19 protein-coding genes, 1 pseudogene and 1 riboswitch are annotated in these 18,710 nt (G+C 71.4%); of the genes and pseudogenes, 6 read left to right on the forward strand and 14 right to left on the reverse strand.

Features of this window, described 5'->3' with window-relative positions; translation table 11 throughout:
• Positions 1 to 152: 152 nt before the first annotated feature.
• Positions 153 to 1,796 (reverse strand): alkaline phosphatase D family protein, encoded by a 1,644-nt coding sequence (locus ACIRQP_RS17110; protein WP_403890090.1) that lies wholly within the window; start codon positions 1,794 to 1,796, stop codon positions 153 to 155.
• A gap of 198 nt (positions 1,797 to 1,994) precedes the next feature.
• On the opposite strand from ACIRQP_RS17110, the gene sigJ reads away from it, so the two are divergent.
• Both sigJ and ACIRQP_RS17120 read left to right on the forward strand, forming a co-directional pair.
• The gene (gene sigJ, locus ACIRQP_RS17115) at positions 1,995 to 2,891 is read left to right on the forward strand and encodes an RNA polymerase sigma factor SigJ (protein WP_403890093.1); all 897 of its coding nucleotides are present in this window, start codon (positions 1,995 to 1,997) and stop codon (positions 2,889 to 2,891) included.
• Between the two features lie 256 nt (positions 2,892 to 3,147).
• Entirely contained in the window at positions 3,148 to 3,912 is a 765-nt protein-coding gene (locus ACIRQP_RS17120; protein ID WP_403890096.1) for a GntR family transcriptional regulator, read from the forward strand.
• A gap of 97 nt (positions 3,913 to 4,009) precedes the next feature.
• On the opposite strand, the gene ACIRQP_RS17125 is transcribed toward ACIRQP_RS17120, so the two are convergent.
• The 7 genes and pseudogenes from ACIRQP_RS17125 to ACIRQP_RS17155 form a co-directional block, all read right to left on the reverse strand.
• Positions 4,010 to 5,170: an ROK family transcriptional regulator gene (locus ACIRQP_RS17125; protein WP_403890099.1), complete on the reverse strand. Its 1,161-nt coding sequence runs from the start codon at positions 5,168 to 5,170 to the stop codon at positions 4,010 to 4,012.
• Between the two features lie 215 nt (positions 5,171 to 5,385).
• Positions 5,386 to 5,477 (reverse strand): annotated as a pseudogene (locus tag ACIRQP_RS17130) (mismatch-specific DNA-glycosylase); the annotation flags it as partial.
• Positions 5,478 to 5,484: 7 nt separating this feature from the next.
• The gene (gene purB, locus ACIRQP_RS17135) at positions 5,485 to 6,918 is read right to left on the reverse strand and encodes an adenylosuccinate lyase (protein ID WP_403890102.1); all 1,434 of its coding nucleotides are present in this window, start codon (positions 6,916 to 6,918) and stop codon (positions 5,485 to 5,487) included.
• Positions 6,919 to 6,977: 59 nt separating this feature from the next.
• Positions 6,978 to 7,781, reverse strand: coding sequence for an SGNH/GDSL hydrolase family protein (locus tag ACIRQP_RS17140; RefSeq protein ID WP_403890105.1), 804 nt, complete (start codon positions 7,779 to 7,781; stop codon positions 6,978 to 6,980).
• A gap of 91 nt (positions 7,782 to 7,872) precedes the next feature.
• Positions 7,873 to 8,886, reverse strand: a complete 1,014-nt coding sequence (locus ACIRQP_RS17145) for a hemolysin family protein (RefSeq protein WP_403890656.1) — start codon at positions 8,884 to 8,886, stop codon at positions 7,873 to 7,875.
• The gene (locus ACIRQP_RS17150; protein WP_403890108.1) at positions 8,886 to 10,223 is read right to left on the reverse strand and encodes a hemolysin family protein; all 1,338 of its coding nucleotides are present in this window, start codon (positions 10,221 to 10,223) and stop codon (positions 8,886 to 8,888) included. Before ACIRQP_RS17150 ends, ACIRQP_RS17145 begins: the two co-directional genes overlap by 1 nt.
• An 84-nt stretch (positions 10,224 to 10,307) precedes the next feature.
• Positions 10,308 to 10,736: a GNAT family N-acetyltransferase gene (locus ACIRQP_RS17155; protein ID WP_403890111.1), complete on the reverse strand. Its 429-nt coding sequence runs from the start codon at positions 10,734 to 10,736 to the stop codon at positions 10,308 to 10,310.
• Positions 10,737 to 10,847: 111 nt separating this feature from the next.
• Here ACIRQP_RS17155 and ACIRQP_RS17160 point away from each other — a divergent pair, with 111 nt between their 5' ends.
• Both ACIRQP_RS17160 and ACIRQP_RS17165 read left to right on the forward strand, forming a co-directional pair.
• The gene (locus ACIRQP_RS17160) at positions 10,848 to 11,075 is read left to right on the forward strand and encodes an antitoxin (RefSeq protein ID WP_403890114.1); all 228 of its coding nucleotides are present in this window, start codon (positions 10,848 to 10,850) and stop codon (positions 11,073 to 11,075) included.
• Positions 11,072 to 11,443, forward strand: a complete 372-nt coding sequence (locus tag ACIRQP_RS17165; RefSeq protein ID WP_403890117.1) for a fic family toxin-antitoxin system, toxin component — start codon at positions 11,072 to 11,074, stop codon at positions 11,441 to 11,443. The genes ACIRQP_RS17160 and ACIRQP_RS17165 overlap by 4 nt, the downstream gene beginning before the upstream one ends.
• A gap of 16 nt (positions 11,444 to 11,459) precedes the next feature.
• Here ACIRQP_RS17165 and bioD read toward each other — a convergent pair whose 3' ends face one another.
• From bioD to bioB, 3 genes are read right to left on the reverse strand one after another with little or no spacing between them, the layout of a single operon-like run.
• The gene (gene bioD / locus ACIRQP_RS17170) at positions 11,460 to 12,245 is read right to left on the reverse strand and encodes a dethiobiotin synthase (RefSeq protein ID WP_403890120.1); all 786 of its coding nucleotides are present in this window, start codon (positions 12,243 to 12,245) and stop codon (positions 11,460 to 11,462) included.
• Between the two features lie 3 nt (positions 12,246 to 12,248).
• A complete protein-coding gene (locus ACIRQP_RS17175) occupies positions 12,249 to 13,538 on the reverse strand; it encodes an adenosylmethionine--8-amino-7-oxononanoate transaminase (protein ID WP_403890123.1) in 1,290 nt (429 codons plus the stop codon).
• The gene (gene bioB / locus ACIRQP_RS17180) at positions 13,531 to 14,676 is read right to left on the reverse strand and encodes a biotin synthase BioB (protein ID WP_403890125.1); all 1,146 of its coding nucleotides are present in this window, start codon (positions 14,674 to 14,676) and stop codon (positions 13,531 to 13,533) included. Before bioB ends, ACIRQP_RS17175 begins: the two co-directional genes overlap by 8 nt.
• Positions 14,677 to 14,818: 142 nt before the next feature.
• Between bioB and ACIRQP_RS17185 the strand changes: the two genes are divergently transcribed.
• A complete protein-coding gene (locus ACIRQP_RS17185; protein WP_403890128.1) occupies positions 14,819 to 15,970 on the forward strand; it encodes an 8-amino-7-oxononanoate synthase in 1,152 nt (383 codons plus the stop codon).
• Between the two features lie 18 nt (positions 15,971 to 15,988).
• Here ACIRQP_RS17185 and ACIRQP_RS17190 read toward each other — a convergent pair whose 3' ends face one another.
• Positions 15,989 to 16,195, reverse strand: coding sequence for a DUF397 domain-containing protein (locus tag ACIRQP_RS17190; protein WP_403890131.1), 207 nt, complete (start codon positions 16,193 to 16,195; stop codon positions 15,989 to 15,991).
• An 8-nt stretch (positions 16,196 to 16,203) separates the two neighbouring features.
• A complete protein-coding gene (locus tag ACIRQP_RS17195) occupies positions 16,204 to 17,058 on the reverse strand; it encodes a helix-turn-helix domain-containing protein (protein WP_403890134.1) in 855 nt (284 codons plus the stop codon).
• A gap of 256 nt (positions 17,059 to 17,314) precedes the next feature.
• Here ACIRQP_RS17195 and ACIRQP_RS17200 point away from each other — a divergent pair, with 256 nt between their 5' ends.
• Positions 17,315 to 17,755, forward strand: coding sequence for an ATP-binding protein (locus tag ACIRQP_RS17200; protein WP_403890136.1), 441 nt, complete (start codon positions 17,315 to 17,317; stop codon positions 17,753 to 17,755).
• Positions 17,756 to 17,912: 157 nt separating this feature from the next.
• Here the strand turns inward: ACIRQP_RS17200 and ACIRQP_RS17205 are convergent, their stop codons facing one another.
• A complete protein-coding gene (locus tag ACIRQP_RS17205; RefSeq protein ID WP_403890139.1) occupies positions 17,913 to 18,386 on the reverse strand; it encodes a C40 family peptidase in 474 nt (157 codons plus the stop codon).
• A gap of 2 nt (positions 18,387 to 18,388) precedes the next feature.
• Positions 18,389 to 18,586, reverse strand: a riboswitch (cyclic di-AMP (ydaO/yuaA leader).
• Positions 18,587 to 18,710: the final 124 nt, after the last annotated feature.

Below are 18,710 nucleotides of genomic sequence, written 5' to 3' on the forward strand. Positions count from 1 at the left end.
ACGGACGGAATCTCCCCAGCGAGCGGCCCGCCGGGCCACCGCTCCGGGCGCGCGCGGGCAGCGCTGTCCCGTCCCCGGTCAGCCAGGCGGCGAGCCGCTCCGACACGGACAATCGACTTCGGGCGAACCCCGGCAGGCGGAGCCGCGGGCTCCTACTGGCCGACCTTCCCCGGCTGGAGCACCTTGGTGAACAGCACCGTCCCGCCCTCTTCCCGCAGCCTGACCGTCAGCTCACCGCTGGCGCCGTCGATGTCCACCTCGCCGAAGAGCGGCGGGACCTCCATCGGGGAGAGGTTCGAACCCTGCGGCGCCTTGACGAAGGCCCGGTCGGGCCCGAACGTGTCGTCCAGCTTGCTGGCCGGGAACTGGCCCGCGGCGATCGGACCCGAGACGAATTCCCAGAAGGGCGCGAAGTCCTTGAAGGCGGCCCGCTCCGGCGTGTAGTGCTGCGCCGACGTGTGGTGGACGTCCGCCGTCAGCCACAGCGTGCCGGTGATCCGGTGGTGCTTGATGTACCGCAGCAGCTCGGCGATCTGGAGTTCCCGGCCGAGCGGAGCGCCCGGGTCGCCCTGGGCGATCGCCTCGATGTCCGCCGTACCGTCCGGCACGACCAGACCGATCGGCATGTCGGCGGCGATCACCTTCCACACCGCGCGCGACCGCGACAGCTCGCGCTTGAGCCACGCGAGCTGCTCCGCGCCGAGGATGCCGTTGGTGTCATCGGTCTGCCGGCCGGGCGAGTTGGCGTTGCGGTACGTCCGCATGTCCAGGACGAACACATCGAGCAGCGGACCGTGGTTCACCACGCGGTGGACGCGCCGGTCCGCCCCGCGCGCGGCCGGCGTCGAGATCGGGAAGTACTCGTGGAACGCCTGCGTGGAGCGGGCGGCCAGCACGTCCACGTTCTTCTCGGTGTAGCGCACGTCGTCCAGGATCTGGCCCGGGTACCAGTTGTTGCGCACCTCGTGGTCGTCCCACTGGGTGATCGACGGGACCTCGGAGTTGAAGCGCCGTACGTTCTCGTCGAGCAGGTTGTACCGGAAGTTCCCCCTGTACTCGGCCAGCGTCTCCGCGACCTTCGTCTTCTCCGGAGTGGTGACATTGCGCCAGACACGGCCGTCGGGCAGCGTCACGCTCGGCTCGATCACGCCGTCCGCGTAGATCGTGTCGCCGCTGCACAGGAAGAAGTCGGGGTTGAGCCGGCGCATCTCGTCGTACACGGTGAAGCCGCCGATGTCCGGGTTGATGCCCCAGCCCTGTCCGGCGATATCGCCGGACCACAGGAACCGCACGCCCTGACGGCGCCTCGTGGGCGCCGTACGGAACGTGCCGTACACCGGCTCGCCGGTACGGCGGGGGTCCTCGGGATCGGCCAGCATCACCCGGTAGTGCACCTGCTCGCCGGCCGGCAGTCCGCGCAGCGGGACCGTACCGGTGAAGTCGGTACCGGGGCCGAGCAGCGGACCGTGCCAGGAGCGGGCACGGCGGAACGATTCGGTGGCCGAGGTCTCCACGATCATGCGGGCGGGCCGGTCGGACCGTACCCACACCAGCCCGGACGAGGACGTGACATCGCCGGCCTGCACACCCCAGGCCGCGCGCGGGCGGCCGGACAGGGCCTGGGCGGGGGCGGCGCCCGCCGCGAGCGCGGCACCGGGCAGGGCCAGCACGGCCGACGCGGCGAGCGAGCCGCGCAGCACACTGCGGCGGCCCGGGGCCGTCGGGGCGTCGGCGGACGGAGCGGAGGAAGAGGAGGCAGTGGAGGCAGTGGAGGCGTTGCGGGGATTGAGCGACATCAATGCGTCTCCTGGGCAGATGGTGCGCCGGGGTGTCATGCCATGCCTAACGCCCGGCGGCGGCCGGAGCGCGAACCCCGGGTGAACAACCGGCCGCGCGCCCCGCCTGTCCCCAGCGGCCGAGTACGGTCCGGGCGCGGCGGCCACATGACCTGAATGACCTGGACAGGCGGTGTACCCATCGGCTGGGATGGGAACGTGGCGACCGACACCGCGAGCACCGACGAATTCGAAGCGCACCGGCCCGTACTGACCGGGGTCGCCTACCGCATGCTCGGCGGCGTCGCCGACGCCGAGGACGTGGTGCAGGAGGCATGGTTGCGCTGGAGCGCCGCCGAGCGTACGGACATCCGCGAGCCGCGCGCGTATCTCGTACGGATCACCACACGTCTCGCCCTCGACCGGCTCCGGCAGGCGAAGGCGCGACGCGAGTCCTATGTCGGCCCCTGGCTGCCCGAACCGATCGTCACCGACTTCGGACCCGCCGTCTCCGACACGGCCGAGCGTGCCGTGCTCGCCGACTCGGTGTCCGTGGCCGTGCTGGTCGTCCTCGAATCCCTCTCACCGCTGGAGCGCGCGGTGTTCGTGCTGCGCGAGGCGTTCGGCTTCCCGTTCGGCGAGATCGCCGCCACCCTGGAGCGCAGCGAGGCCGCCGTCCGGCAACTGGCCGGCCGTGCCCGCCGCCATGTCGAGGAACGCAGGCCGCGTTACGACGTCGACCCGGCCGAACGCCGCGCTCTCACCGAGCGGTTCCTGGCCGCCGCGGGCGGTGGCGATCTCGACGCGCTGCTCGCCCTGCTGACGCCCGACGTACGGCTGGTCGGCGACAGCGGCGGCAAGTCCAAGGCGCCGCTGCGCGTCATCGAGGGCGCCGACAAGGTGGGCCGATTCCTGTTCGCCGTCTCGGGCGAAGGGGCGATGTACGACTTCCGGATCATGGAGTTCAACGGCGCCCCCGCGGTGCTCGTCCTCGGCGGCGGAGTACCCGATCTCGTCCTCCAACTGGAGATCAGGGACGGCAAGGTGGGGTGCGTCTACATCGTGCGTAATCCGGACAAGCTCAGTGGAGCCGTCCTGGAGCGCCCCTCCGCGTAAGCCCTGCTCGTCGCTCCCCGCGATACCCGGCCCGGTGTCCGATCCGGACGACCGGGCCTGTGTCACGCGCGCCTCACCAGCGTACGAACGTACTGTGAACACACTGCGTCGGAGAGCGACTTCTCTCCGTGACCGACGGAGGATTGGTCTTGACCAACGGGATGGCCCGTCCTATCGTCGCTATTTAGTGCAGGAACCTTTAATAAACAAGGGCACGGAAAACCCGCCGGAGAGACGGCGATTGCGGAGGATCAGGGTGGGGACCACGCAGCTGGAAGCAGTGCCGGAGCCTAAGTACTGGCACCTCAAGACCGTGCTCGGGGAAGCGCTCGATTCCGACTTCTCGGTGGGGGAGGTGCTACCCAACGAGCGTGATCTGGCCGCCCGTTTCGGAGTCGCCCGCGCCACGCTCAGGCAGGCGCTCGAACAGCTGGAGCTGGAAGGCCGGCTCCAGCGCCGCCGCGGGGTCGGTACGACCGTCGCCCCGCCGCGCGTGGGCGTCGACGTCTCCACCACCCAGCACGAATGGCCGGGCACCGTACGGGACGCCTGGCAGGCCGTCGACTGCGCCATGGCGCCCCCGCCCGCCGCGGTGGCCAGGCTGCTGGAGACGAACGCCGACGAAGAGGTCCACACCGTCCGCAGGGTCCGTTCCACGCACGGCCAGTCCCTCGCGGCGGAGCTGCTCTACGTACCCGCCTCGTCGGTGCCTGAGCTGTCGGCCATCGACGTGCCCGAGGGACCGGCGCGCGCCCGCTCCGTCCTGCGTGAGCTTCAGCGCCTCGGTCTCGACAGCCAGGACCGCGCCGTCGAACTGGGCTCCGCGCGCGCGGACGACGCCAGGGAGCTGGACCGGCTGCCCGGCGCTCCCGTCCTCGTCGTCACGACGCGGTATGTCGTGGCGGGTCGTACCGCCGCCGTGTCGGTGGCCACGTACCGCGCCGACACCTGCCGCCTCACCTTCGGGGACTCCGGCGACCTGGAGATCAGCGAGGAGCCGCGGGAGCGCCGCGCGTCCTGAAGCCCGTTCTCCTCGTCCGGTCTGCCCCGTTCACCTCGTCCGGCCCGTCCTGTTCACCTCGTACGATCTGTACGGCCCGTCGCCCAGCGGCGGGCCGTCAGCGCTGGCGGGCCGTCACCGTTCCCTCCACCGCGAACAACTGCTCCTCGACATGGTCGAGCGCCAGCCGCAGCGCGCCCGTGGCCACCGCCGCCTCGCCGAGCAGCGAGAGCGTCACGCGCGGCGGGCGCAGACAGAACCGGGAGAGTTCGTCGCGCAGCGGGTCCAGTACGCCGTCGAGCCCGGCGGCCCAGCCGCCGATCACCACCAGCTCCGGATCCAGCGCCAGCACCAGCGCCGCCACATCGTGCACCAGCCGCTGGATGAACCGCTCGACCGCCTCCTGAGCCCGGACGTCCCCGCCCTTCGCATCGGCGAAGACCTTCGCCACCGCCTGCTCGTCGAGCGGATGCAGCGGCTCGTCCGTCGTCGACAGCAGCGTCTCCGGCGTCGCGCCGCGGCCCAGCAGATGCAGTGCGCCGATCTCGCCGGCGGCCCCGCCGAAGCCGCGGTGCAGCCGCCCGCCGATCAGGGCGCCCGCCCCGGGGCTGAGCCCGGCCAGTACGAAGACGATGTCGTCGGAGTCGATGGCCGCGCCCTTCCACTGCTCGGCCACGGCCGCCGCGTTGGCGTCGTTCTCCACCAGCACCGGACAGCGGAACGAGCGCCGCAGCCGCTCGCCGAGCGGCAGCCCCGTCCACTGCGGCAGCGCGGTGCCCAGCCGTACGGTCCCGTCGGCCTCCACGATGCCGGGGCTGCCGACACCGACCGCGCGCAGCGAGCCGCGTGACACCCCGGTGCGGCGCAGCACATCGGTGACGACCTGCCGTACGCGTTCGAGGCGTTCGTCCGCGTCGGCCGTCTCCGAGACCACGCGCGATCCGGCGCCGATGATCCGGCCGTCCAGTCCGGAGATCAGCGCGGCCACGCGGTGCGGCCCGATCTCGATGCCCAGCAGATATCCGGCCTCGGCCCGGAACCGGAACCGGCGCGCCGGGCGGCCCTGCTTACGGGTCCCGCCCTCCGCCGGCCCGGACTCCACGACCAGGCCCGTTTCGATCAGCCCCTCCACCACGCCCTCGACCGTCGGCCGGGAGAGCCCCGTGATCCGTGTCAGATCCGTCAGCGTGAGATCACCGGCGTCGCGCAGGGAGTGCAGCACCACCGCCGAGTTGATCCGCCGCAAAAGCGAAGGGTCTCCACCGGTAAGCCGCCCCACGGTGTGTCCTCCCAGCTCGTGCGCGTGTAGGCGGATGCTACTCGGTGCCCGCCGGTGCTGCGAGTGGTGTGTGCCATTGTCGGCGTCGTGGACGGAACAAGTGGACGAGCCGACGGCCGCACGGTGAGCTGACGGCTAGTCAATTGTCTGTGCGTGAAAGCCAATTGCCAGCGCGTGAAAGTCTACTGGACGCACGACCGGCGCCGCCCCGGGCCCGGGTCGATGCCCCGGAACAGCAACGCGGGCCGCCCGCGACCACGTCGGGGACGACGCGGTCGCGGGCGGCTCGGAGTTCCTCGGGCGTCAGCCGGAGGTCACAGGATCGAGCCCGGTGTATAGCCCGCGGCCCCCGGGTGGCGCTTCACGATCTCCTCGACGCGGGACACCACCGTCGCGATCTGGTCCTCCGCCGCGCCCGTGAACGAGAGCTTGTCCGCCATCAGCGCGTCCAGTGCGGCCCGGTCGAGCGGCATGCGGTCGTCCGCGGCCAGCCGGTCGAGGAGTTCGTTGCGCTCGGCGCCCTGTTCGCGCATGGCGAGGGCCGAGGCCACGGCGTGCTCCTTGATGACCTCGTGCGCCGCCTCGCGGCCCACCCCGGCCCGTACCGCGCCCATCAGCACCTTGGTCGTGGCCAGGAACGGCAGATAGCGGTCCAGTTCGCGCGCCACGACCGCGGGGAACGCGCCGAACTCGTCCAGGACCGTCAGGAAGGTCTCCAGCAGTCCGTCGAAGGCGAAGAACGCGTCGGGCAGCGCCACCCGGCGGACCACCGAGCAGGAGACATCGCCCTCGTTCCACTGGTCGCCCGCCAGCTCGCCGGTCATCGACGCGTAGCCGCGCAGGATCACCATGAGGCCGTTGACCCGCTCGCAGGAGCGCGTGTTCATCTTGTGGGGCATCGCGGAGGAGCCGACCTGGCCGGGCTTGAAGCCCTCGGTGACCAGCTCGTGCCCGGCCATCAGCCGGATGGTCTTGGCGACGGAGGACGGCGCCGCCGCCAGCTGCACCAGCGCGGTCACCACGTCGTAGTCGAGCGAGCGGGGATACACCTGGCCGACCGACGTGAAGGCCTGGGCGAAGCCGAGATGACCGGCGATGCGACGTTCCAGCTCGGCCAGTTTCGCGGTGTCGCCCCCCAGCAGGTCGAGCATGTCCTGAGCGGTGCCGACCGGGCCCTTGATCCCGCGCAGCGGGTACCGGCCGAGGAGGTCGTCCAGGCGTCCGTACGCGACGAGCAATTCGTCCGCGGCGGTCGCGAACCGCTTGCCGAGCGTCGTGGCCTGCGCGGCGACATTGTGCGAGCGGCCGGCCATGACCAGCTCCCCGTACTCGCCGGCGAGCTTGCCGAGGCGGGCCAGCACCGCGACCGTACGGTCCCGCATCAGCTCCAGGGACAGCCGGATCTGGAGCTGTTCGACGTTCTCCGTCAGATCGCGGGACGTCATTCCCTTGTGCACCTGCTCATGGCCGGCGAGCGCGTTGAACTCCTCGATCCGCGCCTTCACATCGTGCCGGGTGACCTTCTCGCGCTCGGCGATCGACGCCAGATCGACCTGGTCGAGGACGCGCTCGTAGTCGGCGAGTGCGGACTCCGGCACCTCGATCCCGAGATCCCGCTGGGCCCGCAGCACGGCGAGCCACAGCTGACGCTCCAGCTTCACCTTCTGCTCGGGGGACCAGAGCACGGCCAGCTCCGTCGAGGCGTAGCGGCCGGCAAGGACATTGGGGATACGAGGCTTGGCAGTCACGTGAAGGGATTCTATAGGCGGTTTGTGCAGGCCAGCGCCGCGGGCGTATTCGTGGTTCGCTACGAGAGCTCCCGCGGGCCGGCATCCGGCCGCGGTGTCTCGTACGGCAGCAGCTCAGGCCGCTTCGCGGGCCGCCCGTCCCCCGACGAGCGCCCCGTGACCCGGCGCATGATCCACGGCCCGAGGTGCTGCCGGGCGAACCGGATGTCGCTCGTCCGTCGCGCGGGCCACCCCACGGGCACGGCCGGCGGCAGCTCCGCGCGCCAGTCGTCCTCGCCGTCGAGCCCCAGCGTCTGCCAGACGGCCTCGGCGACCCGGCGGTGGCCCTCCGCGGTGAGATGCAGCCGGTCCGCGTCCCACAGTCGCTGATCACCGAGTACCGGAGCCCCGTACAGATCGACGACCAGCGCCCCATGGCGCGCGGCCAGCTCGTCCACGAGGGAGAACAGCTCCTCCATCCGTGGCCGGAACCGCTCCATCACCGGACCGTCGCGGCCGGGGCTGCGCATCAGCACCAGCTGTCCGCAGGCCGGGGCGAGCCGTTCCACCGCCTCGGTGAGCAGCCCGCGCACCCGCCCCATGTCGACCTTCGGCCGCAGGGTGTCATTGAGCCCGCCGACCAGCGTCACCAGGTCCGGCTTCATCGCGGCGGCGGCATCCACCTGCTCCCCGACGATCTGGCCGATGAGCTTTCCGCGTACGGCGAGATTCGCGTACCGGAACCCGGGGGAACGGGCCGCGAGCCGGGCGGCGAGCAGATCCGCCCAGCCGCGGTACGAGCCGTCGGCGAGGAGGTCGGACATGCCCTCGGTGAAGGAGTCACCGACCGCGACGAAACTGGTGTAGTTGACATTCATCTCCATGACGGGGCGATCGTACCGCTCGGTATGGACAGCTCCTCAAGGGGCCCCGGGCGGGACTTCGACGACACGCCCCGGAAGCGTCCCGGTGGGACTACGCGTGCCTGCCGACCAGCTCACGCAGTACGTCCTCCATCGTCACCAGCCCTTCGAGCCCGCCCTCCTCGTCCTCGACCGCGGCCAGATGCGTACGGCTGCGGCGCAACGCCGTCAGTACGTCGTCCATCGGCGTCGTGGCCCGTACCCGCGCGATCGACCGCATCCCCTGGACGGGCAACGGTTCGTCGCGCGGTAGGACGTCCAGCGCGTCCTTCACATGGAGATAGCCGAGAATCCGGCGCGAGGTGTCCACCACCGGGAAGCGCGAGAATCCGGTCTCCGCCGCCAGGCGCTCCAGCCCTTCCGGGGTGATCCCGAGCCGCGCGGTGACCACCCGCTCCAGGGGCATCACCACATCGCGCACCGGCCGGCGGCCCAGCTCCAGCGCGTCGTGCAGCCGCTCGGCCGCGCGGTCGTCCAGGAGCCCCGCGTGGCCCGCCTCCGTGACCAGACGGGCCAGCTCGTCGTCGGAGAAGGTGGCGGTCACCTCGTCCCTCGTCTCCACCCGGAGCAGTCTCAGCAGGGCGTTGGCGAAGGCGTTGACCGTGAAGATCACCGGGCGCAGCGCCCGCGCCAGCGCGACCAGCGGCGGGCCGAGCAGCAGCGCCGCCCGCGCGGGACCGGCCAGGGCGACATTCTTCGGCACCATCTCGCCCAGCAGCATGTGCAGATAGGTGGCCACGGTGAGCGCGATCACGAACGAGATCGGATGCACCAGACCGTGCGGCACCCCGACCGCGTCGAAGACCGGCTCCAGCAGATGCGCGAAGGCCGGCTCGGCGACGATTCCCAGCACCAGCGTGCACAGCGTGATGCCCAGCTGCGCCGCCGCCAGCAGCGCCGACACATGCTCCAGGCCCCAGATGACTCTGTGCGCCCGCCGGTCGTCGGCCTCCGCCTCCGGCTCGATCTGGCTGCGGCGTACGGAGATCATGGCGAACTCGGACGCGACGAAGAAGGCGTTGACGACCAGCGTCAGCAGACCGATGAACAACTGGAGAGCGGTGATCATCCCTCCTCCTCGCTGTCCTCACCGGCCGCGCCGGGGGGCGCGAACAGCAGCAGCCGGGCGGCGCGCCGGCCCGTGGCGTCCACGACCTCCAGCTCCCAGCCGTCCAGTTCGAGACGGTCGCCCTCGGCGGGGATACGGCCCAGCTCCGTGGCGACCAGACCGGCGAGCGTCTCGTACGGCCCCTCCGGCATCCGCAGCCCGACGGCCCTCAGCTGGTCGGCCCGCGCGGCGCCGTCCGCCGACCAGAGCCCATGTCCCTCCGCGTCCTCGCCCAGCAGCGCCAGACCGGGGATCTCCTGCGGATCGTGTTCGTCGCGCACCTCGCCGACGACCTCCTCGACGATGTCCTCCAGTGTCACGACGCCCGCCGTCCCGCCGTACTCGTCGATGACGACGGCCATCGTGGCGCCGCCCGACAGCCGGTCGAGCAGATGGTCCACGGTCAGGGATTCCGGCACCAGCAGCGGTTCGCGCAGCAGACCGGCCACCGGCTGCCGGGGCCGCCGCTCGGCGGGGACCGCCAGGACGTCCTTGATGTGCGCGGTGCCGACGACGGTGTCGAGGCTGCCCCGGTAGACGGGAAAGCGCGACAGGCCGGTGGCACGGCTGGCGTTGGCGACGTCCTCCACCGTGGCGCGCACGTCGAGGGCCATCACCTGCACCCGGGGGGTCATCACGTTCTCGGTGGTCAGGGCGGACAGGCTGAGCGTCCGTACGAACAGCTCGGCGGTGTCCGCCTCCAGCGCGCCCTCCTTCGCGGAGTGCCGTGCGAGGGCGGCCAGCTCCTGCGGGCCGCGGGCGGAGGCCAGCTCCTCGGTGGGCTCAAGGCCGAAGCCGCGCACGATGCGGTTCGCGGCGCTGTTGAGATGGCCGATGAAGGGACGGAAGGTCGCGGTGAAGCAGCGCTGGGGGGTGGCCACCACCTTGGCGACGGCCAGCGGCGAGGAGATCGCCCAGTTCTTCGGGACCAGCTCGCCGACGACCATCAGGAAGACGGTCGACAGGGCCGTACCGATCACCAGCGCCACCGAGGAGGCGACGGAGGGGGACAGCCCCACGGCCTCGACCGGTCCGCGGATCAGCCTGGCGATGGACCGCTCGGAGAGCATGCCCACGATCAGATTGGTCGCGGTGATCCCGAGCTGGGCGCCGGAGAGCTGGAAGGTGAGGCTCCGTACGGCCTTCAGCGCCCCCGCGGCGCCCCGCTCCCCGCGCTCGGCGGCCCGTTCCAGCTCCCCGCGCTCGACGGTGGTGAGGGAGAATTCCGCCGCCACGAAGGCCCCGCAGGCGAGCGACAGCAGCACCGCCACGACGAGCGGAAGCACCTCGGTCATCGATTCACCTCCGTCCCATGATCGGTCAGCGGGGGGAGGACCGCGCGACGTCGGCCGTCCGGCGTCGCCCGCCGGGCCGAGGAGTCAGCCGTCCCCCAGCGGCTTCACCCAGCGGGTCCACTGCGGCTGAGGGCCGTAGCCGGCCGCCCGCCAGGCGTGGTGTGCCCGTTCGTTGCCGTTCAGCACCATCGCGTCGCCACGCCGCCCGCCCAGCCGTACGAAGCGCTCCTCCGCGGCCGTCAGCAGCGCCGTGCCGATGCCCAGGCGCCGCTGGGCCGGATGGACCGCGAGCCGGTAGAGATGACAGCGCCAGCCGTCGAAGCCCGCGATCACCGTGCCCGCGATCGCGCCGTCGCGCTCCGCGAGGATCAGGGACTCGGGGGCGCGGGCCACGAGCCGTTCGATGCCGTCGCGGTCGTCCGTGATGCTGGTGCCCTCCGCGGCGTCCTTCCAAAAGGCCAGCACCGCGTCGAGGTCGGCCGGCGTCGCGGCCCGTATCCGGAAATGGTTCATACCGGCTATCCCATCATCGGCCGGGCAGGACCTAGGTCCTGCCCCACAGCGGGTAGGGGGCGTGCTGTCGCCGTCTTGCCGTTGCTAGCGCTGACGCGCTAGCTTTGGGGTATGGCCAAGACGCAGCTGAACGTACGCGTGGACGAGACCACCGCGGAGGCCGCGCGCCTGCGGGCCTCCGAGCGGGGGATGAGCGTGAACCGCTATATCGAGGAGCTGGTCAAACAGGACGCGGGCGAGGCCGGACGTACGTTCGTGGAGTCCGCCGCCGACTTCATGAAGCAATACGAATCGGTCTTCACCGAGGAGTTCGGCGCGGAGCGCGCGGGCACACGTTGACGCTTCGGATCGAGCTCGCCTGGCTCCTCATGGTCGCGGAGCACAACACACCCGGCGATCCGCAGGTCACCGACTGGGGCGCGCTGGTCGCCGCCGTCAGCCGCCACGAGGCGGAGATATTCGGCACGCCCGTCTACGGCGACCCGCACGCACGGGCCGCAGCCCTGCTGCAGTTGCTGCTCCACGTCCCGGCCCTGGAGCGGTCCAACGCGCTGTTCGCCTCCGCCGTGGCCTACGGCTATCTGGTGGCGAGCGGGCTGCGGGTCGTGACCTCGCCCGAGCGCGTCCGGGACCTGGCGAAACTGGTCAAGGACGGCACGACCGACATCGATGCCATCGCCACCGAACTGCGCGGCTGGAGCCTCTGAGGCCGGCCGGACACCCCTACAGAGCTCCGGCGGCCCCGGCCACTCCGGCGGCCCCGGCCACTCCGGCGGCCCCCGCCGCCTCGGCCGCGTCCGACGCTTCCCGCGCGAACGTCCGCGCGTCCCACCGTCCGTCCAGAAGGGGCGCCAGCCAGGACCCCGCGCGCTCCCGGAACTCCGCGGGAGCCAGCGCGCCCGCGCCCTCCGGGACCGCGCCCAGCAGCGGCGCACCCGCCGACTCCGGCAGATCCGCCAGATTGCAGCGCGAGGCGAGATCCGGTACGGCCGGCCAGCGGCCGATCACGACCCCTTCGAGCGTCAGCGATCTCGCCCGCAGCGCCTCCGCGGTCAGCGCGGTCATATTGAGCGTGCCGAGCCCGGCGGGGGCCACCACCAGCACCCGCGCCCCCAGCAGCCGGGCCGCGTCCGCGAGCGTCGCGCCCGTCTCGTCGAACCGTACGAGCAGTCCGCCGGCGCCTTCGACCAGCACCAGATCGTGCTCGGTCGCCAGCTTCTCGGCCGCGACGGCGATCTCGTCCGGTCCCACCGGCGGCGCGCCGGCCCGCCGGGCCGCGGTCGCCGGGGCCAACGGCTCGGGGAACCGCGCCAGTTCGACGGCGGTGACCGGTCCGGCCAGCCGCGCGGCCTCCGCCGCGTCACCCGTCTCATCCGGGCCGAGACCGGTCTGTGCGGGCTTGAGCACCGCGACCGTACGCCCACGCGCCAGCGCCACCGCGGCCACCGCCGCCGTGACGACGGTCTTGCCGATCTCCGTCCCGGTTCCCGTCACGATCATCACCGGCATGCTTCAGCCCTCTCTCGCCGCCGCCGTCACCGCGCGGCAGATCCTTTCGACATCCCGGTCGTCCGTGACATACGGCGGCATGGTGTACACGAGATCGCGGAACGGCCGCAGCCATACGCCCTCCCGCACCGCCGCCCGCGTCGCGGCCGCCATGTCCACCGCGTGGTCCAGCTGGACGACGCCGATGGCGCCGAGCACCCGTACCTCCCGTACGCCGGGAAGGGACGCGGCCCGCGCCAGCCCCTCGCGCAGGCCCGCCTCGATCCGCTTGACCTCCCCCGCCCAGTCCTGGCCGAGCAGCAGCTCGATCGAGGCGCGGGCGACCGACGCGGCCAGGGGATTGCCCATGAACGTCGGTCCGTGCGCCAGCACCGGGACCTCGCCGCGCGAGATGCCCTCGGCCACGCGTGAGGTGCACAGCGTCGCCGCCATCGTGAGATACCCGCCGGTCAGCGCCTTGCCGACACACATCACATCGGGCGGGACGCCCCCCTGCTCGGCGGCGAACAGCGTCCCCGTACGCCCGAACCCCGTCGCGATCTCGTCGAGGATCAGCAGCACATCGTGCTCGTCGCACGCCTCCCGCAGCACCCGCAGATACGCGGGGGAGTGGAAGCGCATGCCGCCCGCGCCCTGTACCACCGGCTCGACGATGACCGCGGCCAGTTCGTCCGCGTGGCGGGCGATGAGCGCGCGCAGGCCGTCGGCGTACGGCTCCTCGTACCCGGCGGGCGGCGCGTCCGCGAAGATCTGCCGGGGCAGCACCCCCGACCAGAGGTCGTGCATCCCGCCGTCGGGGTCGCACACGGACATCGGCTGCCAGGTGTCCCCGTGGTAGCCGCCCCGCCAGGTCAGCAGCCGCCGCTTCGCCGGACGGCCCACCGAGCGCCAGTACTGGAGACACATCTTCACCGCGACCTCGACCGACACCGAGCCCGAGTCGGCGAGGAACACGTGGCGCAGCGGCTCCGGAGTGATGTCGACGAGCAGCGCCGCGAGCCGCACGGCGGGCTCATGGGTGAGCCCGCCGAACATCACATGGCTCATACGGTCCAGCTGGCCGTGCGCCGCCGCGTTGAGCACGGGGTGGTTGTAGCCATGGATCGCCGACCACCAGGACGACATGCCGTCGACCAACTCGCGCTGTCCGTGGGCGGGTTCGGCGAGCCGCAGCCGTACCCCGGACGCGGACTCCACGACCAGCGGTTCGGCACGGCCGGGCATGGGGCCGTACGGATGCCAGACATGGGCCCGGTCCAGGGCCAGCAGTTCACCGGGGGTCGTGTCAGGCATTGGGCGCCAGGTCGGTACCGGCGCCGCGACGGCGCACCGCCACCAGGTCCGTACGGGGCGCCCCGTTGTCCGTGACCGGTTCAGCCGGAGCGGACTCCCGGGATTCGTCCCCTCCACACGGACCGCACCCGTCGCGACGGTGCTCGGGCAGCGTGGTCGTGTCCGCGCCCTCCACCTCGAAGCCCGCGTCCGCGATCATCTCCAGGTCCGCCCTGCCCTCCTGGCCCTCGCTGGTGAGATAGTCCCCGAGGAAGATCGAGTTGACCAGGTGGAGCGCGAGGGGCTGCATCGAGCGCAGATGCACCTCGCGCCCGCCCGAGAGCCTGACCTCCACATCGGGGCAGACGAACCGCGTCATGGCCAGAATGCGCAGACAGCGCTGTGGGGTGAGGTTCCACTCCTTGGCGAGCGGCGTTCCCTCGAACGGGATCAGGAAGTTGACCGGCACCGAGTCCGGGTCCAGCTCGCGCAGCGAGAAGACGACATCGACCAGATCCGCGTCGCTCTCGCCCATGCCGGCGATCAGCCCCGAACACGCGGACAGCCCGGCGCTCTGCGCCCGCCGCACGGTATCCACCCGGTCCGCGTAGGTGTGGGTGGTGGTGATGTCGGCGTATGTGCCCTCGGACGTATTGAGGTTGTGGTTGTACGCGTCGGCGCCCGCGGCCCGCAGCCGCTCCGCCTGGCCGTCCGAGAGCAGCCCGAGACAGGCGCAGATCTCGACGTCCTCGTTCTGCTCCTTGATCGCCTCGATGGTCTGCGAGACCCGGTCGACATCACGGTCCGTCGGACCCCGGCCGCTGGCGACCAGACAGACCCGCTTCGCCCCGCCCGCCACTCCGGCGGCCGCCGCCTTCGACGCCTCGTCGGGCTTCAGCCAGGTGTACTTGAGGATCTCGGCCGTGGAGCCGAGCCGCTGCGAACAGTACGAGCAGTCCTCGGGGCACAGCCCGGACTTCAGGTTGACCAGATAGTTGAGCTTCACCCGCCGCCCGAACCACTGACGGCGCACCTTCCCGGCCGCGGCCACCACTTCGAGCAGATCGTCGTCGGAGGTCGCCAGCACGGCGAGCGCTTCTTCGCGGGTCGGCAGCTCGCGCCGCAGGCCCTTCTCCACCAGCGTGTTCAGCAGGTCCATGGTGCTGATCCTTGCCCACCGAGGACGTCCGAGAAAAGGAGGAACCCCACAACACCGTCGGATCGACGTGTGTGTATGACCACACCCTGACCCGGTGGCGGCCCGGATATGGTCTGTGCGCTGCCTACAAAAGGACCGGACCATGGAGCGTGACCCCTTCGACTGGACCGACGACGAGGCGCGCCGCCGCGAACGGTCGGGTCTGGTCCGTACGCTCCGGCCGCGCCCCGCCGAATCCGGGCTGCTGGACCTGGCGAGCAACGACTACCTGGGGCTCAGCCGCCACCCCGAGGTGACCGGCGCGGCGGCGGAGGCCGCACGCCGCTGGGGCGCGGGCGCCACCGGCTCCCGGTTGGTCACGGGCAGCACCGAACTGCACGCCGAACTCGAACGTGAACTGGCCGCGTTCTGCGGCTTCGAGGCCGCGCTCGTCCTCTCCTCCGGATACGCGGCCAATCTGGCCGCCCTCACCGCGCTCACGGCCAGCGACTCGCTGCTGCTGTCCGACGCGGGCAATCACGCCTCGATCGTGGACGGCTGCCGGCTCTCGCGCGCCGAGACCGTGGTCGTACCGCACACCGAGCCCGAGGCCGTACGCAAGACACTCGACGCGCACGCCGGGCGGCGCGCGCTCATGGTGAGCGACGCGGTGTTCTCCGTGGACGGTGACGCGGCGCCGCTCGGGGAACTGGCCGAGGTCTGCCGTACCCGCGGCGCGGCTCTGCTCGTCGATGACGCGCACGGACTGGGGGTGCTCGGCGCGGGGGGCCGGGGCACCCCGGACGCGGCGGGCATCGCCGGCGCGGACGGTGTGGTGGCCACCGTCACGCTCTCCAAGTCCCTGGGCAGCCAGGGCGGCGCGGTACTCGGCCCGGCACGGGTCATCGGCCATCTGGTCAACGCCGCCCGCACGTTCATCTTCGACACCGGACTGGCGCCGGCGGCCGTGGGAGGCGCGCTGGAGAGTCTGCGGCTGCTGCGCCGGGAGCCCGCCCGAGCGGAAAGGGCGCGCGAGGTGGCCCGCACGCTGCACGGACTGTTGACCGGGGCGGGCCTGACGGCCGTACGACCGGACGCCGCCGTGGTCTCCGTACGGGCGCCGTCACCCGAGGCGGCGGTCCGCTGGGCCGCGGAGTGCCGCGCGGCGGGGCTGGTGGTGGGGTGCTTCCGTCCGCCCTCGGTGCCGGACGGCGTCTCCAGGATCCGGCTCACCGCGCGTGCCGATCTGACGGATCAGCAGATCGGCACGGCGGTGGACACGATCGTCGCGCTCGCGCCGGGGGACACGAGCTGAGCCGACCGGCCCGAGCGGTCAGCGCGCCGGCGCCTCGTCGCGCAGCGCGGACACGAACGAGGTCCAGGCGCCCGCCGAGAAGAACAGATGGGGTCGGGTCACTTCCTTGGAGTCACGTACGGCCAGTCCGCCCGCGTCGCTGGGGGCGCACTCCACGCAGTTGTTCGCGCCGGTGCTGTAGCTGCTCCGATGCCATGCGGATGGCCATGTCAGGTGGGGGGTCATGATGCTCCCTAGGCGCCGTCACCGATCCCGGCGATGAGATCCAATGAATCCTCGGTCGAGAGGGCATGCGCCTGCATAGTGCCGAACGCCGCGCAGTACGCCTCAAGGTCTTCTTTCCGCTCCAGATAGAGGCTATTCGTCAAATGGTCGAGAACGACCAAATCCAGATCAGTAATGTGCGGAAACGAGAAGATAACGAAAGGGCCGGTAAGTCCTACATAGCCGCCGGCCGTGAACGGCAGCACCTGAAGACAGACATGCGGAAGACGGGCCAGCTCCGACAGCCGCAGCAGCTGCTCCCGCATCACGCCGGGCCCGCCCACCTGACGGCGCAGTACGGCCTCGTCCAGCACGGCGTGCAGCTCCAGAGGTATGCCGGTGCGCAGCACTTCCTGGCGGGCGAGCCGCACCTCGACCAGGGAATCGACCGTCGCGGAGGGCGTTCCGCCGAGCGCGGCGCGGGTCACGGCGCGGGCGTACGCGGGGGTCTGGAGCAGCCCCGGGACCACGGAAGTCTCCAGCGTGCGCGCGGTGCGGGCCTGGGACTCCAGGCTGATGAAGTCCCGGTACTGTGGCGGGATCACGCCGCCGTACGCCATCCACCACCCCTGTCCGTTGCTGGTGGTCCCGGCCAAGGCGCCCAGCAGCAGCCGTAGTTGTGGATCGGTGATGCCGAGCGCGTCGAGCAGCCCGGCCAGATCCTCGTCCTTCACCCCGCTGACGCCCGTCTCGATCCGGCTGACCTTCGACTGATGCCAGCCGAGCAGCCGCGCGGTCTGGCCGCTCGTCAGTCCCGCGCCCTGCCGCAACTTGCGCAATTCCTCACCCAGCCTGCGCCGGCGCACCTCTGGAATATGCCGCATGAATGATTCCCTCCCCGCTCTGTGTTCGTCGCCCCCTCGGGCGCCGCGGCGGAGAAGATATCTTTTCGGCGCCCAAATACGGTCTCGCGTTGCAGAGTTCACCGCTTTGAGCGACAGATATATGCAGATCTCCGTGGATCGGCCCTGGGAACGGCACGATCAGTGGCAGGCTGGCGCGAAGCACGGTCCGAGGCCGTCCGCGCAGTCATCCGCACTGTGCCGGAGCCAGGCCCGGCGGGAAAGGGACGGCGTCGCCATGGCAGACCACCAGGAAGCATCCATCACCCTGCCGAGCGATCCCGCCTCGGTCACCGCGGCGCGAAGATACGTCGTGGACCTGCTGGCCGAGTGGGGGTTGCCGGCGCGGGAGGACATGACCGAGACGGTCCGGCTGATCGTCTCGGAACTGGCCACCAACGCGGTGCAGCACACCTTGGGCCAGTCACCCACATTCACCGTGGAGATCCGGCTCGAACGCGACGAGCGGCTGCGTGTCGGAGTCACCGACAGCCATCCGCGCTGGCCGCAACGGCTGCCCGCGGCCGTGCAGCAGGACAACGGACGCGGCATGGTGATCGTCCGCTCGCTCACCGCCGAGCAGGGGGGACAGGTCGCCGTCACCCCGACCGCCGAGGGCGGCAAGACGGTCTGGATCGTCCTGCCGTGGACGGTCCCGGTACCGGCTGACGTGAGCTGACCCCAGCTGACCGGGGCCGGACCGGGGCCGTCCCCGCCGAACCGGGGCCGTCCTCGCCGGGGCGGGGACGGCCCCTCCGACGCGTCGTCAGCGTCCGTGCGGCCGGGGGCTGTGGGGGCGCCTGTGGGGGCGGGAGGGCCGGTGCGGGCGGCCGGGGTCAGTGCACCCGGCCATACCAGACGCTCCCGGACCAGATCCGCTCCAGCCGTACCAGCGCCCCGGTCTTAGGCGAGTGCCAGATCCTTCCCCTGCCGGCGTAGATCCCGACGTGATAGACGCTGCTGCCCCAGTGGAAGAACACCAGATCTCCCTTGCGTCGGTGGGAGGGGGAGACAGGGCGGGACGCGTTGTACTGCTGCTGGGCCGTACGGGGGAGTTGCTTGCCGGCCTTCTTGTACGAGTAGAGCGTCAGCCCGGAGCAGTCGAAGCGATGGGGCCCCGTGGCTCCCCACCGATACGGCGAGCCCGCCTTCGAGGCGGCGATGTTGAGGGCTTTGACCGCGCGTGTGGCGGCTTCGGCCTCGGACGTGGCGCCGGGCACGAGCATCGTGCCGCCGAGCGCGGCGAGTGTGAGGACCGAAACCGCACCGGTCCTGGACAGCAGAGAGGGGGCATTCGTCTGCGCGGTCATGTGCATCCCTTCGTCAGCCGCCTGTGAAGGATGACCTGTCGGGTTCGGGCTGGCGAAGTTGCCCGGCCGCTCTCACGGCTTCACCCCGAGGGACGACCACACCGGGCGTCGTCCCGTACTGCCTGGGTCCTCCACTCCTGCCGATCCACTCCTGTCGACCAGGCATCCGGTGCGGCGGCAGGACTCGGCGTCCGCCCGGACCGCCCCGCCGCGGTGGCGGGGGCTTGTCGTCCCAGGATCTTGACGCAGGAACAGGTGGATATCCGAGACGAAACGACTATATGTGAAGTACGTCACGACTGATACGAAAGGGTGGCAAAGGGG

The sequence above is a fragment of the Streptomyces sp. NPDC102274 genome (assembly GCF_044766385.1).
In the GTDB taxonomy this organism is placed as follows: Bacteria; Actinomycetota; Actinomycetes; order Streptomycetales; family Streptomycetaceae; genus Streptomyces.